The sequence below is a fragment of the Streptomyces sp. NPDC051243 genome (assembly GCF_044455405.1).
Taxonomy (GTDB): domain Bacteria; phylum Actinomycetota; class Actinomycetes; order Streptomycetales; family Streptomycetaceae; genus Streptomyces.
On sequence record NZ_JBITES010000023.1, the window covers coordinates 42,751 to 63,023 of the forward strand.

General features: G+C 71.4%; 18 protein-coding genes. 8 read left to right on the forward strand and 10 right to left on the reverse strand.

Annotated elements, in window-relative coordinates; genetic code table 11:
• Positions 1-233: 233 nt before the first annotated feature.
• Positions 234-1,652, reverse strand: a complete 1,419-nt coding sequence (locus tag ACIBAG_RS41500) for a HEAT repeat domain-containing protein (protein WP_399112769.1) — start codon at positions 1,650-1,652, stop codon at positions 234-236.
• A 301-nt stretch (positions 1,653-1,953) separates the two neighbouring features.
• A complete protein-coding gene (locus ACIBAG_RS41505; RefSeq protein ID WP_031486138.1) occupies positions 1,954-2,346 on the reverse strand; it encodes an ankyrin repeat domain-containing protein in 393 nt (130 codons plus the stop codon).
• Positions 2,347-2,673: 327 nt separating this feature from the next.
• Here ACIBAG_RS41505 and ACIBAG_RS41510 point away from each other — a divergent pair, with 327 nt between their 5' ends.
• Positions 2,674-2,868: a hypothetical protein gene (locus ACIBAG_RS41510; RefSeq protein ID WP_345007819.1), complete on the forward strand. Its 195-nt coding sequence runs from the start codon at positions 2,674-2,676 to the stop codon at positions 2,866-2,868.
• 40 nt (positions 2,869-2,908) lie between these two features.
• Positions 2,909-4,543, forward strand: coding sequence for an ATP-binding protein (locus ACIBAG_RS41515; RefSeq protein WP_399112771.1), 1,635 nt, complete (start codon positions 2,909-2,911; stop codon positions 4,541-4,543).
• A gap of 24 nt (positions 4,544-4,567) precedes the next feature.
• On the opposite strand, the gene ACIBAG_RS41520 is transcribed toward ACIBAG_RS41515, so the two are convergent.
• Positions 4,568-6,067, reverse strand: a complete 1,500-nt coding sequence (locus ACIBAG_RS41520; protein WP_399112772.1) for a PLP-dependent aminotransferase family protein — start codon at positions 6,065-6,067, stop codon at positions 4,568-4,570.
• Between the two features lie 64 nt (positions 6,068-6,131).
• On the opposite strand from ACIBAG_RS41520, the gene ACIBAG_RS41525 reads away from it, so the two are divergent.
• The 4 genes from ACIBAG_RS41525 (at position 6,132) to ACIBAG_RS41540 (ending at position 9,687) form a co-directional block, all read left to right on the forward strand.
• On the forward strand, positions 6,132-6,848 hold the full coding sequence (locus ACIBAG_RS41525; RefSeq protein WP_399112773.1) for a YitT family protein: 717 nt from the start codon (positions 6,132-6,134) through the stop codon (positions 6,846-6,848).
• A complete protein-coding gene (locus tag ACIBAG_RS41530) occupies positions 6,845-7,615 on the forward strand; it encodes a glycerophosphodiester phosphodiesterase (protein ID WP_399112775.1) in 771 nt (256 codons plus the stop codon). Before ACIBAG_RS41525 ends, ACIBAG_RS41530 begins: the two co-directional genes overlap by 4 nt.
• Before the next feature lie 57 nt (positions 7,616-7,672).
• Positions 7,673-9,034: an MFS transporter gene (locus ACIBAG_RS41535; protein WP_399112776.1), complete on the forward strand. Its 1,362-nt coding sequence runs from the start codon at positions 7,673-7,675 to the stop codon at positions 9,032-9,034.
• A 278-nt stretch (positions 9,035-9,312) separates the two neighbouring features.
• Positions 9,313-9,687 (forward strand): RNA polymerase-binding protein RbpA, encoded by a 375-nt coding sequence (locus ACIBAG_RS41540; protein WP_003977404.1) that lies wholly within the window; start codon positions 9,313-9,315, stop codon positions 9,685-9,687.
• Between the two features lie 159 nt (positions 9,688-9,846).
• On the opposite strand, the gene fxsA is transcribed toward ACIBAG_RS41540, so the two are convergent.
• The 4 genes from fxsA to ACIBAG_RS41560 all read right to left on the reverse strand — a co-directional run bounded on the left by fxsA (position 9,847) and on the right by ACIBAG_RS41560 (position 14,085).
• A complete protein-coding gene (fxsA, locus tag ACIBAG_RS41545; protein ID WP_399112778.1) occupies positions 9,847-10,401 on the reverse strand; it encodes an FxsA family membrane protein in 555 nt (184 codons plus the stop codon).
• Positions 10,402-10,540: 139 nt separating this feature from the next.
• Positions 10,541-11,377 carry a polyprenol monophosphomannose synthase gene (locus ACIBAG_RS41550; protein ID WP_399112780.1) on the reverse strand — a complete coding sequence of 279 codons (837 nt, stop codon included), beginning with the start codon at positions 11,375-11,377 and terminating at the stop codon, positions 10,541-10,543.
• A 575-nt stretch (positions 11,378-11,952) separates the two neighbouring features.
• On the reverse strand, positions 11,953-13,566 hold the full coding sequence (locus ACIBAG_RS41555; RefSeq protein WP_399112782.1) for an amidohydrolase: 1,614 nt from the start codon (positions 13,564-13,566) through the stop codon (positions 11,953-11,955).
• Between the two features lie 78 nt (positions 13,567-13,644).
• The gene (locus ACIBAG_RS41560; RefSeq protein ID WP_399112901.1) at positions 13,645-14,085 is read right to left on the reverse strand and encodes an Lrp/AsnC family transcriptional regulator; all 441 of its coding nucleotides are present in this window, start codon (positions 14,083-14,085) and stop codon (positions 13,645-13,647) included.
• A gap of 269 nt (positions 14,086-14,354) precedes the next feature.
• Between ACIBAG_RS41560 and ACIBAG_RS41565 the strand changes: the two genes are divergently transcribed.
• A complete protein-coding gene (locus ACIBAG_RS41565) occupies positions 14,355-14,792 on the forward strand; it encodes a hypothetical protein (RefSeq protein ID WP_399112783.1) in 438 nt (145 codons plus the stop codon).
• Positions 14,793-14,862: 70 nt separating this feature from the next.
• Here the strand turns inward: ACIBAG_RS41565 and ACIBAG_RS41570 are convergent, their stop codons facing one another.
• The 3 genes from ACIBAG_RS41570 to ACIBAG_RS41580 form a co-directional block, all read right to left on the reverse strand.
• A complete protein-coding gene (locus tag ACIBAG_RS41570; protein ID WP_399112785.1) occupies positions 14,863-15,975 on the reverse strand; it encodes a phosphotransferase family protein in 1,113 nt (370 codons plus the stop codon).
• A 12-nt stretch (positions 15,976-15,987) separates the two neighbouring features.
• Complete coding sequence (locus tag ACIBAG_RS41575; RefSeq protein ID WP_399112903.1) at positions 15,988-17,028, reverse strand: hypothetical protein; 1,041 nt, start codon at positions 17,026-17,028, stop codon at positions 15,988-15,990.
• 414 nt (positions 17,029-17,442) lie between these two features.
• Positions 17,443-18,615 (reverse strand): acyl-CoA dehydrogenase family protein, encoded by a 1,173-nt coding sequence (locus ACIBAG_RS41580; protein WP_399112787.1) that lies wholly within the window; start codon positions 18,613-18,615, stop codon positions 17,443-17,445.
• A gap of 354 nt (positions 18,616-18,969) precedes the next feature.
• Between ACIBAG_RS41580 and ACIBAG_RS41585 the strand changes: the two genes are divergently transcribed.
• Positions 18,970-20,220, forward strand: a complete 1,251-nt coding sequence (locus tag ACIBAG_RS41585; protein WP_399112789.1) for a glycoside hydrolase family 18 protein — start codon at positions 18,970-18,972, stop codon at positions 20,218-20,220.
• Positions 20,221-20,273: the final 53 nt, after the last annotated feature.

Here is a 20,273-nt window from a genome sequence, read left to right on the forward strand (position 1 = left end):
GATCTTTCCGAACGACAAACGTCCCATGAGCGTTCCGCTGCGCACCCGAGCGGGTCAGATCGCGTCCATGCGCGCCTGACCCGCAGGTCATCCCTCGTTCACCTGGCGGGCGGATCTCCCCGAGTTTCACAGCGTGAACACATGTGCCGCCCGATGATCGGCGATCAGCCGGCCGTTCGCTCCGGCAGCAGATCCGGTACCGCCTGCCGATGCCTGTGGATGCCGGGCGATGATCAGCCGGCGGTCGTGTCCGGTCCGATCCGGCTGCGTACGGCTGTCTGGACCTCGGCCTCCTCGGCCGGGTCGGCGGCGAGCCGGCGCAACCGCTCGACGACGCGTGTGTCCCCGGTCTCGGCGTGCCGGGCGGCGATCTCGCGGGTGGTCTCCTCGCAGTCCCAGAGGCACTCGACGGCGAATCCGGACGGGAAGGAGGGATCGGTCGCGGCCAGGGCGCGGGCGGTGCGGCCGCGCAGATGGGAGGAGGCGGTCTCGCGGTAGATATGGCGCAGTACGGGGGCGGCACAGGCGATGCCGAGCCGTCCGGTGCCGTCGACGAGCGTCCACAGGGTCGGCGCGTCGGGGCCCTCACCCCGGACGGCCTCCCGTAGCGCCGCGAGGACGAGGTCCTTGTCCTCCGCTCCGCCCCGGCAGGCGAGCATGCGCCCGGCGGCGGCGCCCAGCGGGTCGGGCCGTCGGGCCCAGCCCCGCGCGCGGTCGACAGCGGCGATACTGCGCATCCGTTCGAATGCGTCGAGGGCTGCCTCCACGACGGCCGGCGATCCCGTGACGACGGCCGCCTCGATCAGGTCCAGGGCGTCCGGATCATTGCTGTCCGCGAGATAGCGCAGAGCCGTACAGCGGGCGCCGTCGGTGCCGTCCTGGGCGGCGGCGACGATCTCGGGCCGGTCCTCGGGACCGGCGACGGCGGTGAGGCACCGAGCGGCGGGCACATACAGCGCGGCACCGCGCTCCATGCCCTGCTGGGCCCACTCGAATACCGCCCGCACGCTCCACCCCGGACGGGGCCCGGAAGGTCGCATTTGCCGCTGCCAGCGGTCGAAACAGCCGGCCTCCTGAGCGGCACGCACGCGCGTGGCGATCGATTCGCGCGGATCCTCGGCCCACAGCCGCCACGGCCGTGGCTCAAAAGCATCGCGTACGGCGGCGGCCAGCTCGGCCTCGCCCTCGGGGTCGGCCGGGAAACGCGCCAGCACGGGCGCGGCCAGGGCGCGCAGCCCGGCGTCGTCGTCCCGCAGTGCCAGCTCGTCGAGCGCCCAGGCCCAGTTGGAGCCGGACGCGGCGTACCTGCGCAGCAGTTCGAGGGCGTCCCGCCTGCCGTAGGAGGCCAGGTGGCCGAGGACGGCCAGGGCAAGCCCCGTGCGGGACTCCTCGGTGTCGAGGGCGTCCTCGACGTCGAAGAGGTCGGCCTCGATCTCGTCCAGCTCGCCGTTCAGGTCGAGGTAGAGACGGGCGTAGTACAGGGAGCGGTTCTCCACCTGCCAGTCGTGGCGGGGATCCCGCAGCACACAGTGGTTCAGGGCCGCGAGCGCCTCGGCGCGCGGCGCGGTGAGCGCGTGCAGTGTGCCGTCGCCGCGACCCCGCTGGAGCAGGCCGAGCAGCGTACCGCTGGGCGCTATGACCGGTTCGAACATGGGAAACAGCCTCACATCAAGCGTCGACGCAACCGGGGATCTTGCTTCACCTGGCCGCGTGACAACACGTCGGGGCGCCCGCCGTTTCCTGCTTGCTGTAGACCATTTTCCTCTGCCTCTCGTCAGTGGCCCATGCGGACCGCATCACGGCCCGCGTGGTGCGGCAACACCTGCCCAGCCATCGCGTCCGTGAATCACGACGTCATGATGACTCGGCACTTCCGTCTGCCGCGACCGAAATTTCGGCGGCCCTGTACCGCCTCCCCCGTTTTCTGTGTTTTCGCTGGTCAGAACATTCGGATCAGTGTGCGCCGAACAGCTCGAGCAGTTCCGTCTTGGCGAACATCCGGGCTGTGTCGACAGCCGACGGAGTGCCCGCGGCCGGGTCGGCGCCGCCCTCCAGGAGGGCCTTGATCACTTCCGTCTCACCCTTGAAGACGGCACCGGCGAGTGGCGTCTGGCCTCGGTCGTTGACACGGTTCGCCTCGGCACCACGGGCGAGCAGGGCGCGCACGGCCTCGGCGTGGCCGTGATAGGCGGCGAGCATCACGAGCGAGTCGCCGCGGTCGTTGGTGAGGTTGGCCGGAACGCCCGCGTCGACGTACGCCACGAGCGCCTCGGTCTGCCCCTGCCGGGCCAGATCGAAGATCTTGGTCGCCAGCTCCACGACCTCGGGGTCGGGGGCTTCAGTCATCGGCCGGACCGCCTCTCACTACGAACACGGGGACTGCGGGGAACCACGGGAACTGCGGGGAGCACCCGCACGACCGGCGAGCGGTGCTCGGCCGTACGAGTGATTCGCCAGGGTACTGGCTCGCGCGGCACATGACCCGACGCGCCCGAGGCAAAGATCATCGCAGACACGGCCGGGCGCGACACCCAAGCTCATCCGGCCAAGGACACTCCGCCACCCGAGGGAAATCAGCCGAATTTCACCCAGTTGCACCTTTTATCGTATGGATACATCCTGTGAGCCTGGAAGTACTCATGGTGACTGTCCCCACCAACCAGGAGCACTCACATGATCCTCTCCATCTCAGGCGTCGTCCTGCTCGGCATCGTCGTCTTCATCTTCTTCCGCAAGGACGGGCTGAAGGCGTCGCACGCCTGCATCTGTGCCCTGTTCGGCTTCTATCTGGCGAGCACGGCCATCGCCCCGAGCATCAAGGCCGGCGGCGAGAGCCTGGCGAGCCTCCTGGGCGGCATCCAGTTCTGACGCCGCCCCACCCACCCGTACGCACCTGTAGGAGACAGCAGTGGCCCGCCGCCCCCTCCCCCGCATCCTGAGCACAGGCAGCGCGCAGATCGCCCGGAGCCGGGAGCTGGCCCGGGTGCAGTTCGCCCGTAGCCGGGAGCTGGCCCGGACGGCGTCCGACAGCGCCTCTGACGTCCTCCACCCGCTGATCACGATCACCCGCGGTCTGCGCCGGCTGGCCTCGGCCGGGCGGCGCAAGTGGGCCGACACGCCCAAGGACAGGCGCGGCATGCTGCTGTTCCTGGTGGCCTCGGTGATCATGTTCGTGGCGCTCGTTCCGTACGGCCCGCTGCTCGCCGTCGTCACGCTGATGGCGGCGGCGGCCTGGCAGGGCCGGGACCGCACGCCGCCGGAACCCGACGGCCCGGACGAGTCGCAGACGGAACGGCTCAAGGCGCTGTACGAGGCACTGGTCCCCTATTTCTCCGCCGCCGACGACCCGGAACCGCTCTACACCCACGGCGGCGAGTGGGAGAAGGCCTTCCCCGAGTACGAGTTCGACGGCACGGGACGCGTCAGCAGTCTCCTGATCCGCTACCCGGCCTACTTCACCGACGGCGAGGCGCAGGCCCGCGCGCGGATCGAACACCTGCTGGCCGCGAAGTCCGGCCGCGGCCGGGAGTACCACTTCGCCTGGGACGAGATGGGCAACGAACTCACCGTCACCGTCCTCGCCCCACTGCCCACCGACATCGCCGCCCAGCGATTCGTCACCGCCCCGGGCGAGACGGTCCTCGGCTTCACCGACCCGACCCAGGTCCCGCGCACCCTCCCCCTCACCCACGGCGAGGAGCTCCGCGACGTGCCGCCGGTCGTCTGGCGCACCGGCATCCGCTCCACCGAACCCCACCTCCTGGTCATGGGCCAGCCCGGCAGCGGCACCTCGACCCTGCTGCGCTCGATCGCCCTGCAGGCGCTGCAGCACGGCGACGTCGTCATCGTCGAGGGCGGCAGCACCGGGGAGTACGCCTGCCTGATCGGGCGGGACGGCGTCCTGGCCGTCGAGTGCGGCCTCGCCGGGGCGCTGGCGAGCCTGGAGTGGGCGGCGACGGAGACGGAGCGGCGCCTGATCGCCATCAACCGGACCCGTCAGGCGGGCAACCCCCCGCCGGACGACACCAAGCGCCCGCTGTGGCTCCTCCTGGACCGCCCGACCGCGTTCTCCCACCTCGCGGCGGCAGACAACCGCAAGGACCCACAGGCCCTGCTCCAGGTGCCCCTCCGGCACGGCCGCGCCGCCAACATCACGGTGGTCGTCGCCGACCAGTGGGACGCCATGGACACGCTCAGCGACGCCGTACGACAGCACACGCGCGCGCGTGTCGTGCTCGGGCCCGCGACGGCGGAACAACTGGAGACGGTCCTCGGCGCTCCCCCGCACACGACTCCGGTCAGCGACGTACCGCCCGGCCGCGGCTACGCCCGCCTCGGTACGGGCCCCGTCCATCGCCTTCAGGTCCCGGCGACCCCGGACCCGTACGACGACGCGACGAGCGACGCGCACCGGCAGGCCGTACTGGATCTGCTGCCGGAGCGCACGACGCCGGTGGAGGCGGAGCCGCTGGCGAAGCAGGACAAGGCGGAACAGGAACCCGAGCCGGTCCCGGCGGAGGCCGTGGTGGCGGAAACGTCGTAATACCCGCCCCACGCCCCACCCGGCTCAGGCCACGAAAGGCCGCAGCGCGTCGCCGCCCCCGGAAACCCCGCTCTCGACCAACCGCGCCGCCGCGGCCAACCTCACCGCGGCCTCCTCCGCCACCGCACCCCCCACGGTGAACGGCAACCGCACATACCCCTCGAACGCCCCGTCCACCCCGAACCGAGGCCCGGACGGCACCCGAACCCCCACCCGCTCCCCCGCCTCCGCGAGCCGCGACCCCGACAGACCCCCCGTCCGCACCCACAACGTGAGCCCGCCCCGCGGCACCTCGAACTCCCAGTCGGGCAGCTCCCGCCGCACAGCGGCGACCAGCGCGTCCCGGTTCTCCAGTGCCTGGCCCCGCCGCATCTCCACCGCCTGCTCCCAACCCCCGGTGGCGAACAGCCAGTTCACGGCGAGCTGCTCCAGCACGGGCGTGCCCAGATCGGCGTACGCGCGCGCGGCGACGAGACTGCGGATCACGTCCGGAGCGGCCCGCACCCAACCGATCCGCATCCCGGCCCAGAAGGCCTTGCTGGCCGACCCGACCGTGATGACGGTCGACCCCGCGGGGTCGAAGGCGCACACCGGCCGCGGCATCTCGACGTCCGGCTCGAGCCACAGCTCGGTCATCGTCTCGTCGGCGACCAGCACGGTCCCCGCCGACCGCGCCGCGTCCACCAGCCGCCGCCGCTGGTCGTCGTCGGCCAGCGCGCCGGTCGGGTTGTGGAAGTCGGCGACGACATAGGCGAGCCGCGGCGCGGCCTCCCGCAGCACCTGCCGCCACCGGTCCATGTCCCAGCCGGCCAGCCCCTCCGCCATGGCGACGGGCACGAGCCGGGCGCCCGCCTCCCGCATCAGCTGAAGGATGTTGGCGTACGAGGGCGACTCGACCGCGATGCGCTCACCGCGCCCCGCGAACAGATGGCAGATGGCGTCCATGGCGCCCATCGCCCCGGTCGTCACCATGATCTGCTCGGGCATCGTCGCGATCCCGCGCGCGGTGTACCGGTCGGCGATCATCGAGCGCAGCGCGGGCAGCCCGGCCGGATAGTCGCCATGGGTATGGGCGTACGGGGGCAGTTCCTCCAGGGCGCCCTGGACGGCACGGGTCAGCCACGGCTCGGGCGCGGGCAGCGCCGCGGTGCCCAGGTCGATCATCGAGCCGAGCGCCTCGGGCGGCAGCGGCTCCAGCCCGCGCGCGGGCAGCGGGTTGCCGGCGGGTACCGCGGTCCAACTCCCGGCTCCGCGCCTCGACTCCAGGAACCCCTCGCCGCGCAGCGCCTCGTACGCGGTGGCCACCGTCGTCCGGCTCACGGACAGCGCGAGGGCCAGCTCCCGCTCCGCGGGCAGCCGCGCGGCGACCGGAACACGCCCTTCCAGGACGAGCAGCCGGATGCCGTCGGCCAGCGCCCGGTACGCGGGCGGGCGCTTGGTGCCGGGGCCGGCGGGGCGGTCCTGCTGGGAGGTGAGGAGCCGGGCGAGCTGCGTGGCACCCACCGCAGAAGTCCACTGCGCCATGATTTCCAGTCCACCTTCCCCGAATTGGCCATGGATGGCATTGCTTCCCAAGCCACAGGGTGTCATGCATCAGGCCACTACCACCACAGGGGGGCATGTCTTGTCCGAGCAGCGGCACCTCATACGTCGGCTCACGCACGGCCGTCTCATACGGCGGCTGACACAGCTCTACGTCGGGCTCGCGCTGTACGGCGCGAGCTCGGCGCTGCTCGTGGAGGCCGGCCTCGGCCTGGAGCCCTGGGGTGTACTGCACCAGGGCCTCGCCGAACGCACCGGCCTGACGATCGGCGTCGTCTCGATCCTCGTCGGCGCCGCGGTGCTGCTCCTGTGGATCCCGCTGCGCCAGCGCCCCGGCCTCGGCACCGTCTCCAACGTCTTCGTGATCGGCATCACCATGGACGGCACCCTCGCCCTGGTCCCCGAAACGCACTCCCTGGCCGTACGGATCCCCCTCCTCCTGGCCGGCATCCTGCTCAACGGCGTGGCCACCGGCCTCTACATCGCCGCCCGCTTCGGGCCGGGCCCCCGCGACGGCCTCATGACCGGCCTGCACCGGCGCACCGGCCGCTCGATCCGTCTGATGCGCACGGCCGTCGAGATCGCGGTCGTCGTCACCGGCTTCGCCCTGGGCGGCACGGTGGGCGTCGGCACCGTCCTCTACGCGCTGTCCATCGGCCCGCTCGCCCAGCTGTTCCTGCGGGTGTTCGCCGTCCCCTCGGCATCCGACGGCAGCACGGTCGTTGCCACCGGGCAACCCCGGCGGGCGATACTTCGTCCGTGAGCACCACGCGGATACGCCACCCGTACCTCGACCACCCCGGCCCGATTCCGTTCGCCCACCGCGGCGGGGCGGCGGACGGACTGGAGAACACCGTGCTGCAGTTCCGGCGCGCGGCCGAGATGGGCTACCGGTACATCGAGACCGACGTCCACACCACCCGCGACGGCAAGCTCGTCGCCTTCCACGACTCGACCCTGGACCGGGTGACGGACGGGGCGGGCCGCATCGCCGACCTGCCGTGGGACGACGTACGGCAGGCGCGCGTGGCGGGCAAGGAACCGGTGCCCCTGTTCGAGGAGCTCCTGGAGATCTTCCCCGACATCCGCTGGAACGTCGACCTCAAGGCGGAGCCGGCGCTGCACCCCTTCCTGGAACTGATCGAGCGCACAAACGCCTGGGACCGCATCTGCGTCGGCTCCTTCTCCGAGGCACGCGTGGTGCGCGCCCAGCGGCTGGCCGGACCTCGCCTGGCGACGTCGTACGGCACCCGCGGTGTCCTCAATCTGCGGCTGCGCTCATGGGGCGTGCCGGCCGCGCTGCGCGCATCGGCGGTCGCCGCACAGGTGCCCGAGGTGCAGTCCGGGATCCAGGTGGTGGACCACCGCTTCGTACGGGCCGCCCACGCGCGCGGGCTTCAGGTGCACGTGTGGACCATCAATGATCCCGACGCGATGCACCGGCTCCTGGACCTGGGAGTGGATGGCATCATGACCGATCACATCGACACATTGCGCAAGGTCATGGAGGACCGGGGCGTCTGGGTCTGACCCCCGTCCGGGCTCCGCCCCTCGCGCGGGATCATCACGGGGAAGCGAGGGCGCGGGGTGGGCACCGATACCGTGCGTACGGATGCGGCGGACGAGGCCGCGGGGCGCCGCCGCGAGCAGCGCGGCTGGTACTTCTACGACTGGGCGTGTTCCGTCTACTCGACGAGTGTGCTCACGGTGTTCCTCGGCCCCTATCTGACGTCGGTCGCCGAGGAGGCGGCGGACGCGGAGGGTTTCGTCCACCCCTTGGGCATCCCGGTGCGCGCCGGCTCCTTCTTCGCGTACTCGGTGTCGGTGTCGGTGATCGTCGCCGTCCTGGTGATGCCCCTGGTGGGAGCGGCCGCCGACCGCTCCGGCCGCAAGAAGCCCCTGCTGGCCGCTGCCGCCTATCTGGGGGCGACGGCCACCACGGCCATGTTCTTCCTGGACGGCGACCGCTATCTGCTCGGCGGCCTCCTGCTGATCGTGGCGAACGCGGCGCAGTCCGTCGCGATGATGCTCTACAACTCCTATCTCCCGCAGATCGCCCCGCCCGAGGAACGCGACGCGGTCTCCTCCAGGGGCTGGGCCTTCGGCTACGCGTCCGGTTCGCTGATGCTGATCGTGAACCTGGTCCTGTATCTGGCGCACGACTCCTTCGGGGTCTCCGAGGGCATGGCCGTCCGTATCTGTCTCGCGTCGGCGGGACTGTGGTGGGGAGGCTTCGCCCTCATTCCGCTGCGGCGGCTGCGCGACCGCCGGCCCATGAGCGACGACCGCGCCGGCCGGGAACCGAGCGCCATGGGCTTCCGCCAGCTCGCGGCTACCGTCCGCGACATGCGCCGCCACCCGCTGACGCTCGCCTTCCTCCTCGCGTACCTCGTCTACAACGACGGCATCCAGACGGTGATCTCCCAGGCGTCGATCTACGGCTCCGAGGAACTGGGCCTCGGGCAGTCCACGCTGATCGGCGCCGTGCTGCTGGTCCAGGTCCTCGCCGTGGCGGGGGCACTGACCATGGGGCGACTGGCCCGGATCTACGGCGCGAAGCGCACGATCCTCGGCTCGCTGGTCGCGTGGACGGTGACACTGGCGGCCGGGTACTTCCTGCCGGCCGGGGCACCGGCGTGGTTCTTCGTGCTTGCGGCCGGCATCGGGCTGGTCCTGGGCGGCAGCCAGGCCCTGTCCCGGTCCCTGTTCTCGCATCTCGTCCCGCCGGGGAAGGAGGCCGAATACTTCTCGGCGTACGAGATGAGCGACCGCGGGATGAGCTGGCTGGGGCCGCTGCTGTTCGGGCTCACCTACCAGCTGACCGGAAGTTACCGGGACGCGATCATCTCGCTCGTGGCCTTCTTCGTCATCGGGTTCGCCCTGCTCGCGAGGGTTCCGGTGCGGCGGGCGATCAGCGACGCGGGCAACCCGGTTCCGACAAGGATTTAGCGTTCAACGTGAAAGGGCGGTAGTGTACGCGTTTGGCCTGCCAGGCGTACCGTTACTGCGCGTCAAAGATGCCGAAACGCTGTGTCATATCTGCTAGCAGATGTGACAAACCGGGCGCCGGTGGGTACGACATTGGTCAGCAAGGCTGCGGCTACGACGGCAACGCATCACCCGGAACGGGACACGGAACGGGAATCTTTACCGCCGACCGGACGTTGACCGGATGACGACGACAGCGACACCTGTCCTGTGGGCGACAAGCCCGGGAGGCACGATTCATGAGTGAGCGAGCTCTTCGCGGCACGCGCCTCGTGGTGACCAGCTACGAGACGGACCGCGGCATCGACCTGGCCCCGCGCCAGGCCGTGGAGTACGCATGCGAGAAGGGGCACCGGTTCGAGATGCCCTTCTCGGTCGAGGCGGAGATCCCGCCGGAGTGGGAGTGCAAGGTCTGCGGGGCCCAGGCACTCCTCGTTGATGGCGACGGCCCTGAGGAGAAGAAGGCCAAGCCCGCGCGTACGCATTGGGACATGCTGATGGAGCGGCGTACCCGAGAGGAACTCGAAGAGGTCCTCGAGGAGCGTCTTGCCGTTCTTCGCTCCGGGGCGATGAACATCGCGGTTCACCCCCGGGACAGCCGCAAGTCGGCGTAGTCCCTGCGAGTCCCCGCGGGGCTCGGGCGGGTTTGACCAGGCAACGCGCGTAACCGCGGGCGCCGTACGTGAAGGTGGCGTACGGCGCCCGCGGTTTGCTGTGCCCAAAGCCCCGAAACGCAAAGCCCGGCGCTCAGTGACGCCGGGCTCCCGTGCAGATCAGCTCGTCAGCGGAGGCCTCGGCCCCTGCGGGGCATCCCCCGGTTCGTCCCTGATGACCTCACCCTGCACGACCTTGCCGTCGGGACGGTGAATACGAGCCTGCTGGAAGGCGTCGCCCAGCGAACCCGGGGTCGCCGCGCGCAGCTTGCGCTCGAACGTCCGCTCCGCCTGACGGCTGAGGGCCTTCTGGACCGGCGGGATCAGCAGGACGAGGCCCACCGCGTCCGAGATCAGACCGGGCAGCATGATCAGCAGGCCGCCCAGCATCATCAGGCCGTTGCCGCCGCCGCTCGTCGGTGTGCCACCCCGCTGCAGCGCCTCGTTCAGGGCCTGGAAGGCGCGCCGGCCGGCCCGCTTGATCACCACCGAGCCGAGTACGAGCCCGGCGAGCAGCAGCAGGAACACCGCGAGACCACCCGCCGCGTCCGCGACCACGGTCAGCAGCCAGATCTCCAGCACCAGCCACGCGGCGAGGCCCAGCGGCAGGAAGGTACGCAGCCGGGAGCGCCGAGGCCGGGCGGGATAGGTGGGGGTCGGTGCGCCAGTCGTCATGGGTCCAGTGTGCCTGGGCCCGGCTCAGAGCGGGATAAGGGGACGCCCGCCGCCGCCTGTGCGGTCGTAGGCCTACGCCTGTGGCCGCCGGCGACGGACGGACATGCGCCGACCGGGACCGTGGCGGCCGCGCCGCCCGTTACGCCTGTGGCGGCCGCGACTTCGTGGGCGGCTGCGAGTGCGTGGTCGTCTTCGCGCGGCCCATCAGCTTGCCCACCCGCTCCTGCGCCCCCCACGACGTGACCCGCCACAGCGCCTCGACCAGGATGTCGCGGCTCATCTTGGAGTCACCGAGCTCACGCTCGACGAAGGTGATCGGCACTTCGACGACATGGAAGCCGGCCTTGACCGCGCGGCGGGCGAGGTCGACCTGGAAGCAGTAGCCCTGGGAGGCGACGTCGTCGAGGCCGAGGCCCTCGAGGGTCTCGCGGCGAAAGGCGCGGTAGCCGCCGGTGATGTCGCGGAGCGGGAGGTCGAGTGCGAGGCGGGAGTAGAGGCTTCCGCCGCGGGAGATGAACTCGCGGGACTTCGGCCAGTTCACGACCCGGCCGCCCGGCACCCAGCGGGAGCCGAGGACCAGGTCGGCGCTCTTGAGGGCGGTCAGCAGACGGGGCAGTTCCTCGGGCTGGTGGGAGCCGTCCGCGTCCATCTCGATCAGGACGCCGTAGCCGTTGTCCATGCCCCAGCGGAAACCCGCGAGGTAGGCCGCGCCGAGGCCCTCCTTGCCCTTGCGGTGCAGGACCTGGACGTGGTCGTCCTCGGCGGCCACTTCGTCGGCGAGCTTGCCGGTGCCGTCGGGGCTGTTGTCGTCGGCCACGAGCACGTGCGCCTCCGGGACCGCCTTGCGGACCCGGCCGACGATGCCCTTGATGTTCTCCGCCTCGTTGTAGGTCGGGATGATCACCAACGCCGTGCCGAGCGGCCCGAACCGCCTCCCGCGGTCCTGTGCCCCGAGGGTCCCGTCGCCGTCGTTCACTGCTGCCCCTTCACATCCGTACGCAGACGTCCACCATAGTGGGCGCGGCCTGCGCTGACGTGACAGCACGTTCGTATGGTGGTGTCGATTCCACAAGAGCGGGGTAAGGCTGAGTTTTTCGGGACCGGTACGCCGGATTCGTTCCCCCTTGCACGGTTTCACGCCTTCTGCGGATGGGGGCCCGGCGCCCTTCGGGCCGACCTGGGACCCGCTGGCTGCGGATCGACCGAAAGCCGTTGTCTACTGAGCGCCCGGGCCCCACCCGGGTCACACCTCCCCGATCGGCCGCGACGTTCCGTCGTCGCCGCGCGGGCGCTGAGCCTGGCTCCCAGTGGCGGTGCCCGGTGCGGCACACCGTCCCTGACCCAGCGGCGTCACGGCGGTTCCCGGAAGATCCGCGGTTCCCGGTCGGGCGTCCGGTGGTGGACTCGGCCGAACCTACCGGCCCCGGACCTCCGCCTGTCAACAGCCGTTTGACCTGCGACTTTTCGACCAATTCGCTGGTCAGCGCAGAGGATGCGCAGGTCGCGCGCCGGGGTGGTGCGAAGCGATCGGCCGCGCGCCACCCCGGGAGATCACTCGCCCGGCCGTACGAAGACCGTGCGTCCGCCCACCACCGTGCGCAGACAGACCGGCAGGTCACGGCCCGGGGTCAGATCGGGCAGGCCGGGGGTGCCGGAACGGGGGTCGGTGGACCAGCGGGCGACCCTGTCGTCGGGGGCCTGGACCACCAGTTCGCCGGTGCGCCACACGGCATAGTCCGCGGGCGCCCCAGGCACCAGGACGCCCGCGTCGTCCCGCCCGACCGCCCGCCACCCGCCACGCGTGTGCGCCGTGAACGCGGCGCGCACGGACACGCGGTGCTCGGGCGTGTGGTGAAAGGCGGCCGCGCGGACCGTGCCCCAGGGGTCGAGGGGCGTGACCGGGCTGTCCGAGCCGAAGGCGAGCGGGACCCCGGCGCGCAGGAGGGCCGCGAAGGGGTTGAGGGTGCGGGCCCGTTCGGCGCCCAGGCGCTGCGCGTACAGGCCGTCGTCGCCGCCCCACAGGGCGTCGAACGCGGGCTGGACGGAGGCGGTCAGACCCAGCTCCGCGAAGGCCGCGACGGTCTCCGGCGTGAGCATCTCGGCGTGTTCGACGCGGTGCCGGGCGGCGCGGATCCGGGCGAGGCCGAGCTTCTCGGCCGCGGCACGCACGCCCTCCACGACGGCGGTCACGGCGGCGTCGCCGATCGCGTGGAAGCCCGCCTGGAGGCCGGCCTCGGTGCAGGCGGTGACATGGGCGGCCACGGCGGCCGCGTCCAGGTAGGCGGTGCCGGTGTGGGCCGCGTCGGCGTACGGCTGGTGCAGGCAGGCGGTGTGCGAGCCGAGGGCGCCGTCGACGAACAGGTCGCCCGCCGCGCCGGTCGCGCCCAGCGCACGCGCCTTCGCAACCCCTTCCTCGGCCCGCTCGGCCCAGTAGCCGACGACCCGCGGGCCGGGCTCCTCGGCGGCGAGCCGCAGCAGCCCGGTGAAGTCGTCCTCGGAGGAGATGTCCGGCCCGCCGCACTCGTGGACGGTCCCGATGCCGAGGGAGGCGGCGTGGGCGAGGGCGGCGCGCTGGGCCTCGATGCGCTGGGCGGGGGTGATGGAGCCGAGCGCGGTGGCGCGTACGGCGTGGTGGGCGGCGGCGACGAGCGGGGCGTCCGCGGCGCCGAGCTCACCGGGCGTCATGTCCAGCAGGGCCGTGGTGACGACCGCCGAGTGGACGTCGATGCGGGAGAGATACAGCGGGCGCCCGCCGGTGGCCTCGTCGAGCTCGGCTCGCGTCGGGGGGCGGCCTCCGGGCCAGCGCGAGGCGTCCCAGCCGTGACCGAGGAGGACCCGGTCGTGCGGGCGTGCGGCGGCGAAGTCCCGTACGAGGCCGAGAGCCGCCTCCAGGGACGGTGCCGCGGACAGATCGAGGCCGGTCAGGGCGAGGCCTGTGGCGGTCGTGTGCACATGGGCGTCGGTGAAGGCAGGGGTGACCAGAGCACCGTCCAGGTCCACGACCTCGTCCACACCGTCCGCGAACGCGTCAGCGGCCCCCTCGGACCCGACCCAGGCCACCTGGCCACGCTCCACGACCATCGCGGTGGCGAAGGGATCGGCGGGGCTGTGGACCTCTCCACGGCGGAGGAGAACGGTCTTCGGCTGGGCGGTGGGCTCACTCATGGAAGACAGTCTCGCGCGTCACGCCCTGCCCCTTCGGACAGGGGTTGCCCGCAACGCCCTGCGGCACCGTCGCGACGCTCAGACCCTCGGCGGCCGCGCCTCGTACGGCGTGGACAACACCACCGTCGTCCGAGTCGACACCCCCGCCAGCGCCCGCACCCGCCCCAGCAGCTCCTCGAGCTCGTGCGGCGTGGCCACCCGAACCTTCAGGATGTAGTTCTCGTCGCCCGCGACACTGTGGCAGGCCTCGATCTCCGGCACGTCCGCCAGCCGCTCCGCGATGTCATCAGGAGCACTGGGATCGAACGGTTTCACCGAGATGAACGCGGTCATCGGCAGCCCCACGGCCTCGGGGTCCACGACCGCGGCATAGCCACGGATGACGCCACGCTGCTCCAGTCGGCGCACCCGCTGGTGCACGGCCGACGTGGACAGGCCCGTGGCCTTGCCCAGGTCGGTGTAGCTCATCCGCCCGTCCTTGACGAGCAGCTGCACGATTTGTCGGTCCAGCTCCTCCATGGCGCAAGAACCTACAGGGCGGTTGATCTCCTCGGATACCTGAGCAGTCCAGGTCATGCCCGGTTTGTGATGTGACCGGGGGACGGCTGTGAACCGTCTGAGGGACAAACCGGCCGCCACGGGCACCTGCGAGCGGCATGTGACGAACGCCACAGGCCTCGAACAGGCTCCGTGATGTTCCCGTGATTAACGCCGAGACCGGGCGGGAAGTGCTTGCTGTGGTCGAGGCCGAAGCGCCTTCACGGCCCCAGCCCGAGGGGGAGTTATCCATGCAGAGTCTTAAGCGCCCTGGTCGTACCGCGCCCAAGCGCCTTCAGCCCGTCGTCGAGCCCGCTCCGGAGGGCGTCGAACCCGACGACTTCGACGACGAAGAGCTGGACGCGTACGACACCTTCGAGATGTTCCGGGTCATCTGCCCGGACTGCGCGCAGCCCATCGCCCTGCTGGCGGACGAGGAGGTCCTGCCGGAGCACGCGCTGTGTGCCTCGCCGTGGAACCCGTTCGGCCTCACGGTCTGCGCCGGCACGGGCCGCAGGGCTTCCGAGGCCCGCTCCGCCGACGACTCGGCGGAGCCCCAGGAGCAGGACACGGCCCTGCTGTTGACGCTCCCTCAGGGGCTCGACTGGCGGACCCAGCCGTTCTCGCACGTCGGCGGCCCCGGCTCGCGTCCCATCAGGGTCCCGGCGATGCGCCGCCAGGCCGCCTGAGCGGTCCGCGCCTGCGCGATCGCCGGCTGAGCGCACGCCGCCCGAGCGGCCACCGTCTCGGTCCTGTGGCTCAATCCCAGTAGCTGCCCTGCACCATGGCTCGCAGGCTGCCGTGGTGCAGGATCAGTGTGTCCGGGTCCGCCGGGACGGCGACTTCGCCGAAGTGCGCCTGGCGGTAGGCGATCCGCAGCATGACGACGGCGTGCCGCAGCGCGGCGTACAGCGTGTAGAAGTCCATGTCGCGCGGGGTGTGGCCGGTGAGGTCCGCGTAGCGGGCCTCGACCCGGTCGCGGCGCAGGAAGTCGGGCAGCCCGGGTTGTCCGAAGGCTGTCGTCAGGTCGTGGAAGAAGCGGTGCAGATAGACGGTCCAGCCGAGGTCGACCTCGCGCGGGGCCAGTGCCGCCATCTCCCAGTCGAGGACGGCCACGGGTTCGAATCCGTCGTAGATGACGTTCCCGATGCGCGCGTCGCCCCAGTTGAGCACCGGCGTGCCCGGGTCGCGCGGCCAGAGCTCCTCCAGGCGCTCGAACGCCTCCTCGATGAGCGGTGAGCTGGCGAGCCCGTCAACCACCCATTCGTAGTAGGCGCGTTGGGCCGTGACGTGCCGCCGCAGCGCGTCACCCTCACCCGGGAGCCCCAGGAACTGCGCCTCCTTCGGCGGGACTTGGTCGTGCAGCCGGGCCAGCAGCCCGATCGTCGCCGCCTCCAGCCGCTCGCGCTCGGTGTCGCTCGCCGCGTGCAGCCAGTTGCCCTCGTAGGTGTACGGCATGACATCGGGTGGCACGCGTCCGTCGACGCGCTCCATGACGAAGAAGGGCGCCCCGAGCGGGCCCGGGTCCTCCTCCAGCCACAGCATCCCGGGGACGGGGACGTCGGTGTGCCGGGCCACGAGGCGCATCGTGCGGTACTGGCGGGCCATGTCGTACACCGGGAAGACGGTGTACGCCGCCGGATCCGCCGCGAGCCGCAACGCGCAGGCGTCCACCGGGGGTTGGAGACGGCCGGCCCCCTCCGCGTACTCGACGTCGAACAGCAGGGTCTCGCTGGACATGCCGTTGGACGTGGGGGCGGTGACGCCTACGGCCCTGGCGCCGGGCAGTCGGGTGTCGAGCCAGGCGGTGAGGCGACGGGCGAGTTCGTCCCGGTCGCGGGTCGTCGTACGGGGGCGGGGCGCCGCGGTCATGTGCCGACTCCCTTACGGTGCGACCGAGTCGAAGCCGGTGAACCCGCTCGGGTCGTGCCGCCCGAACGAGCCGTGCTCGAAGACGCCGTGCCCGACCCGGCCGTCCAGACTGAAGCGCGCGGCGTGGTCGGTGACGCCGTAGGCCGCCAACGGGTGGGCGTCGGTGAGGTCGTAGCTGCGCCGGTCGACCCATCCGCGCCCTTGCCAGGTGCCGTGCTGCCAGTCGTCGGCAGGCGGGTAGCCGGCGCCGAGGGCGAGCGGGGACGAGGTGAGGACCTCCACCTCCAGTTCCCACGGCTTGCGTACGTCGCCGAGGTGGACGAGGGCGCGTTCGGGGTGGCGGGTGCCCGAGCGGTAGGTTATCTCGGGCTGGGGCCAGCCGAGTTGGCGGTCGCGGCGGCCGGGGCGGACCAGCGTCGCCTCGTTCAGCGAGCGGTGTCCGTCCGCGTCCTCCTGGACGATCACCATCAGGAACCGGTCCTCGAAGCGCACCGGACACCAGATCCAGTGGAAGCCCTCGGTAGCGCGCTCCTCGGCGAATCGCCCGCCCTCCTCGCCCGGTATGGGCCGCACACCCCAGCTGCGGTCGCGGGTGCCGGTCCACTCGGCAGGGGTGACGCGGAACTCCTGCCCGCCCGCACGCATGGCCCCCGCCACGCCGCCCGCCTGTACGAAGCGGCGCCCTTCGAGGGTGAGCCGGTCGCCGCGGCGCTGGACGTGGTGGGGTTCCCAGAGGGCCGGGAAGTCGGCGGTCCAGGTGATGTCGTACGACAACTCGTCGTCGTCGCAGATCAGCCGCAGCCGGCGCAGCGGCTCCGCGACCTCGATGCGCAGCGGCCCGACGGCGAGCCGCGTCCGGTCCTCGCCGAGCGCGTCCGAGGCGCGCACGGCGTGCAGGGTGTTCCCCACACGCACAGTGGCGTACGCGTCGATCACCCCGACGTTGGGATACACCCCGAGGCCGAGGATGAGCAGGGCACGCCCCTGGTGGTCGAGGACGTGGAAGATGCAGCGGTCGTAGGCGTTGCGGTCGCTGGTCGCGACGTACTTCATGGACAGGGGCACCTGGTGCACCGGGTACTCGTCGAGCGGTACCGGGCGGTCGTCGTCGGCCACGGCAAACCTCCCTGGAGGCGGGCTGGGCTGACGGTACGTCAGACAGCCTCGGGTGGCCAGAGAGCGAGCCGGACGTTCGCGAACTCACGCCCTATTCCCCTCAGCGGTGACTTGTCCGCCTGCCTCCGCGTTGCCCTGGTATGCCCCCTACGTACTCCGCGACCGGTCCCCAGCGCCGTATCTTCGTTCCGCGGCCCGCGGGAGCGGTCACGCCGGCACCCCCACAGCAGCCGGACCCGCCGATCTACCGCGATCTGATGCGCACGTGGGCCGACCGTGGGCGCACCCTGCCGGGGCGCCACGACCCGGAGTGGATCCGGCTCACGGCGCCGACGGTCAGGCACGGTCAGTTCAGCGTCCTTCGGGACCTGCCAGGTGACGGGCGATGACCATCCGCTGAATCTGGTTGGTGCCCTCGACGATCTGCAGGACCTTGGCCTCCCGCATATAGCGCTCGGCCGGGAAGTCCGCGGTGTAGCCGTACCCGCCGAGGATCTGGACGGCGTCGGTGGTGACCTTCATCGCGGTGTCGGTGCAGTGCAGCTTGGCCATGGCCGCCTGCTTGGCGAACGGCCGGCCGGCGTCGCGCAGCCGGGCCGCCGCCAGATACAGGGCGCGGCCCGCCTCGATCTGGGTCGCCATGTCGGCGAGCATGAAGCGCAGGCCCTGGAAGTCGGCGATCGGCTTGCCGAACTGCCGTCGCTCGGTCGCGTACGTCACCGCCTCGTCCAGCGCCGCCTGCGCCACGCCGATCGCGCAGGCCGCGATGCCGAGGCGACCCGAGTCGAGTGCGGACAGGGCGATCGCGAAGCCCTGGCCCTCGTCGCCGATACGCCGTTCGTCGGGGACCCGCACGCCGTCGAGGTGGACCTGGGCCGTGGGCGAGCCCTTCATGCCCATCTTCTTCTCGGGCGCGGCCGCGCTCAGCCCTTCCGCGTCACCGGGCACCAGGAACGCGGTGATCCCGCGCGGCCCATCCTCACCGGTGCGGGCCATGACCGTGTAGAAGTCGGCGATCCCGCCGTGCGTGATCCAGGCCTTGGTACCGGTGATCACCCACTCGTCGCCGTCCCGCACCGCCTTGGTGCGAAGGGAGGCCGCGTCCGAGCCCGACGCCGGCTCGGACAGGCAGTACGCGCCGAGGAGCCCGCCGCCGAGCATCGCTGGCAGGTGCTCGACCTGCTGCTGCTTGGTGCCGTAGGCGGCGAGGGCGTAGGAGGCCAGGGTGTGCACGCTGACGCCGAGGCCGACGGTGAGGCGGGCCGCGGCGAACTCCTCGAGGACCTGGAGATAGACCTCGTACGGCTGGTCGCCGCCGCCGTACTCGGAGTCGTACGGCAGGCCGAGCAGTCCGGACTCGGAGAGCAGGGTGAAGACCTCGCGCGGGAAACGTCCGGCGTCCTCCTCCTCGGCCGCCTTCGGGGCGATCTCGCGCTGCGCGATGTCGCGGACGAGCGAGATCAGGTCCCGGGCCTCGTCCGTGGGCAGTTGACGGTCCACCGGCTGCGGGGCGCGGTCGGGCATGGCGACGCTCTCCTCCCTTTCGGGAATGTCGGCGGTCGCACGCCTTGGGTGGGGCGGCTCCGCCTGGTCTCTCGGGTGCCGTCAGGTGCTCCGCTCCCGGATCGCGGAAGCTGCTGACCAGCGGCTCTGCGGTGAGTATGCCCGATCGGGGACATCGAGTCACCAGTTAACGACCGCTTACTCCAAGAAACTTTCGGGCCACTGCCCGGAGGCTCCCCGGTCGCCCAAATTGGTCCGAACCATTGACCAAGTGGTCTAGTCCTCCTACCGTTTCGGTCCAACGCCTCCCCGCGTTCATGCCAATCGGCGTGCCATCCCGTGCGTTCCCCTCTGTCCCCTGCGAGGAGACACCCGATGCACACCCCGCTCCACTCCCGCGCTCGCGGCCGCACCCTGCTGGCCGCCGCGTGTTCCGCCGCCCTCGGCGCCGTTCTGCTCGCCGGCGCCGGCCCGGCCACCGCCGACCAGAACGGCCCCGACCGGGACGCCGACCGCAAGGCGGCCGGCTCCAAGGTGGTCGGCTACTTCACCGACTGGGGCATCTACGGCCGCCAGTACTTCGTCAAGAACATCGAGACCTCCGGCTCGGCCAAGAAGCTCACGCACATCAACTACGCCTTCGGCAATGTCGTCGACGGCAAGTGCGCCATCGGCGACCCCTGGGCGGACACCGACAAGCCGTTCACCGCCGCCGAGTCCGTGGACGGCGTCGCGGACACCGCCGACCAGCCGCTGAGCGGCAACTTCAACCAGCTGCGCAAACTGAAGAAGCTCCACCCGGACCTCAAGGTCGTCTGGTCGTTCGGCGGCTGGAGCTGGTCCGGCGGCTTCGGCGAGGCGGCCAAGGACCCGGCGGCCTTCGCCCGGTCCTGCCACGACCTGGTCGAGAACCCCAAGTGGGCGGATGTCTTCGACGGCATCGACATCGACTGGGAGTACCCCAACGCCTGCGGCCTGACCTGCGACACCAGCGGCCGGGAGGCCTTCCCCGAGCTGATGAAGGCGCTGCGTGCCGAGTTCGGCAAGCGGGAGCTGGTCACCGCGGCGATCACGGCCGACGCCAGCGCGGGCGGCCGGATCGACGCGGCGAACTACGCGGGCGCGGCGCGGTACGTCGACTGGTACAACCCGATGACCTACGACTACTTCGGCGCCTGGGCCGCCACCGGCCCCACGGCACCGCACTCCCCCTTGCGCTCCTACCCGGGCATCCCCCAGGAGGGCTACAACACCGCCGCCACCATCGCCAAGCTCAAGGGCCTGGGCATCCCGCCCTCGAAGCTGCTGCTCGGCATCGGCTTCTACGGCCGCGGCTGGACCGGCGTCACCCAGGCGGCGCCCGGCGGCACCGCCACGGGCCCGGCGAAGGGCACCTACGAGGACGGCTTCGAGGACTACAAGGTGCTCAAGCAGACCTGCCCGGCGACCGGCACGGTGGGCGGCACCGCGTACGCCAAGTGCGGGGACGACTGGTGGAGTTACGACACCCCGGCGACCATCGCGACCAAGATGAAGTACAAGGACCGGCAGGGACTGGGCGGGACCTTCTTCTGGGAGCTCAGCGGGGACACCGCGAACGGTGAGCTGATCAGGTCCATCAAGTAGCGGGACTCGCGGGGCACTTGGGGCGGAGGACCACGCGCCTCCGCCCCTCGGGC

Excerpts from the sequence above, each read along its gene's own strand:
- ACIBAG_RS41525 (WP_399112773.1), top strand. The coding sequence starts at position 6,132 with ATGCATCAGGCCACTACCACCACAGGGGGGCATGTCTTGTCCGAGCAG.
- ACIBAG_RS41570 (WP_399112785.1), bottom strand. The coding sequence starts at position 15,975 with ATGACCGCGGCGCCCCGCCCCCGTACGACGACCCGCGACCGGGACGAA.
- ACIBAG_RS41555 (WP_399112782.1), bottom strand. The coding sequence starts at position 13,566 with ATGAGTGAGCCCACCGCCCAGCCGAAGACCGTTCTCCTCCGCCGTGGA.
- ACIBAG_RS41540 (WP_003977404.1), top strand. The coding sequence starts at position 9,313 with ATGAGTGAGCGAGCTCTTCGCGGCACGCGCCTCGTGGTGACCAGCTAC.
- ACIBAG_RS41575 (WP_399112903.1), bottom strand. The coding sequence starts at position 17,028 with ATGAAGTACGTCGCGACCAGCGACCGCAACGCCTACGACCGCTGCATC.
- ACIBAG_RS41580 (WP_399112787.1), bottom strand. The coding sequence starts at position 18,615 with ATGCCCGACCGCGCCCCGCAGCCGGTGGACCGTCAACTGCCCACGGAC.
- ACIBAG_RS41565 (WP_399112783.1), top strand. The coding sequence starts at position 14,355 with ATGCAGAGTCTTAAGCGCCCTGGTCGTACCGCGCCCAAGCGCCTTCAG.
- ACIBAG_RS41520 (WP_399112772.1), bottom strand. The coding sequence starts at position 6,067 with ATGGCGCAGTGGACTTCTGCGGTGGGTGCCACGCAGCTCGCCCGGCTC.
- ACIBAG_RS41560 (WP_399112901.1), bottom strand. The coding sequence starts at position 14,085 with ATGGAGGAGCTGGACCGACAAATCGTGCAGCTGCTCGTCAAGGACGGG.
- fxsA (WP_399112778.1), bottom strand. The coding sequence starts at position 10,401 with ATGACGACTGGCGCACCGACCCCCACCTATCCCGCCCGGCCTCGGCGC.
- ACIBAG_RS41585 (WP_399112789.1), top strand. The coding sequence starts at position 18,970 with ATGCACACCCCGCTCCACTCCCGCGCTCGCGGCCGCACCCTGCTGGCC.
- ACIBAG_RS41510 (WP_345007819.1), top strand. The coding sequence starts at position 2,674 with ATGATCCTCTCCATCTCAGGCGTCGTCCTGCTCGGCATCGTCGTCTTC.
- ACIBAG_RS41505 (WP_031486138.1), bottom strand. The coding sequence starts at position 2,346 with ATGACTGAAGCCCCCGACCCCGAGGTCGTGGAGCTGGCGACCAAGATC.
- ACIBAG_RS41500 (WP_399112769.1), bottom strand. The coding sequence starts at position 1,652 with ATGTTCGAACCGGTCATAGCGCCCAGCGGTACGCTGCTCGGCCTGCTC.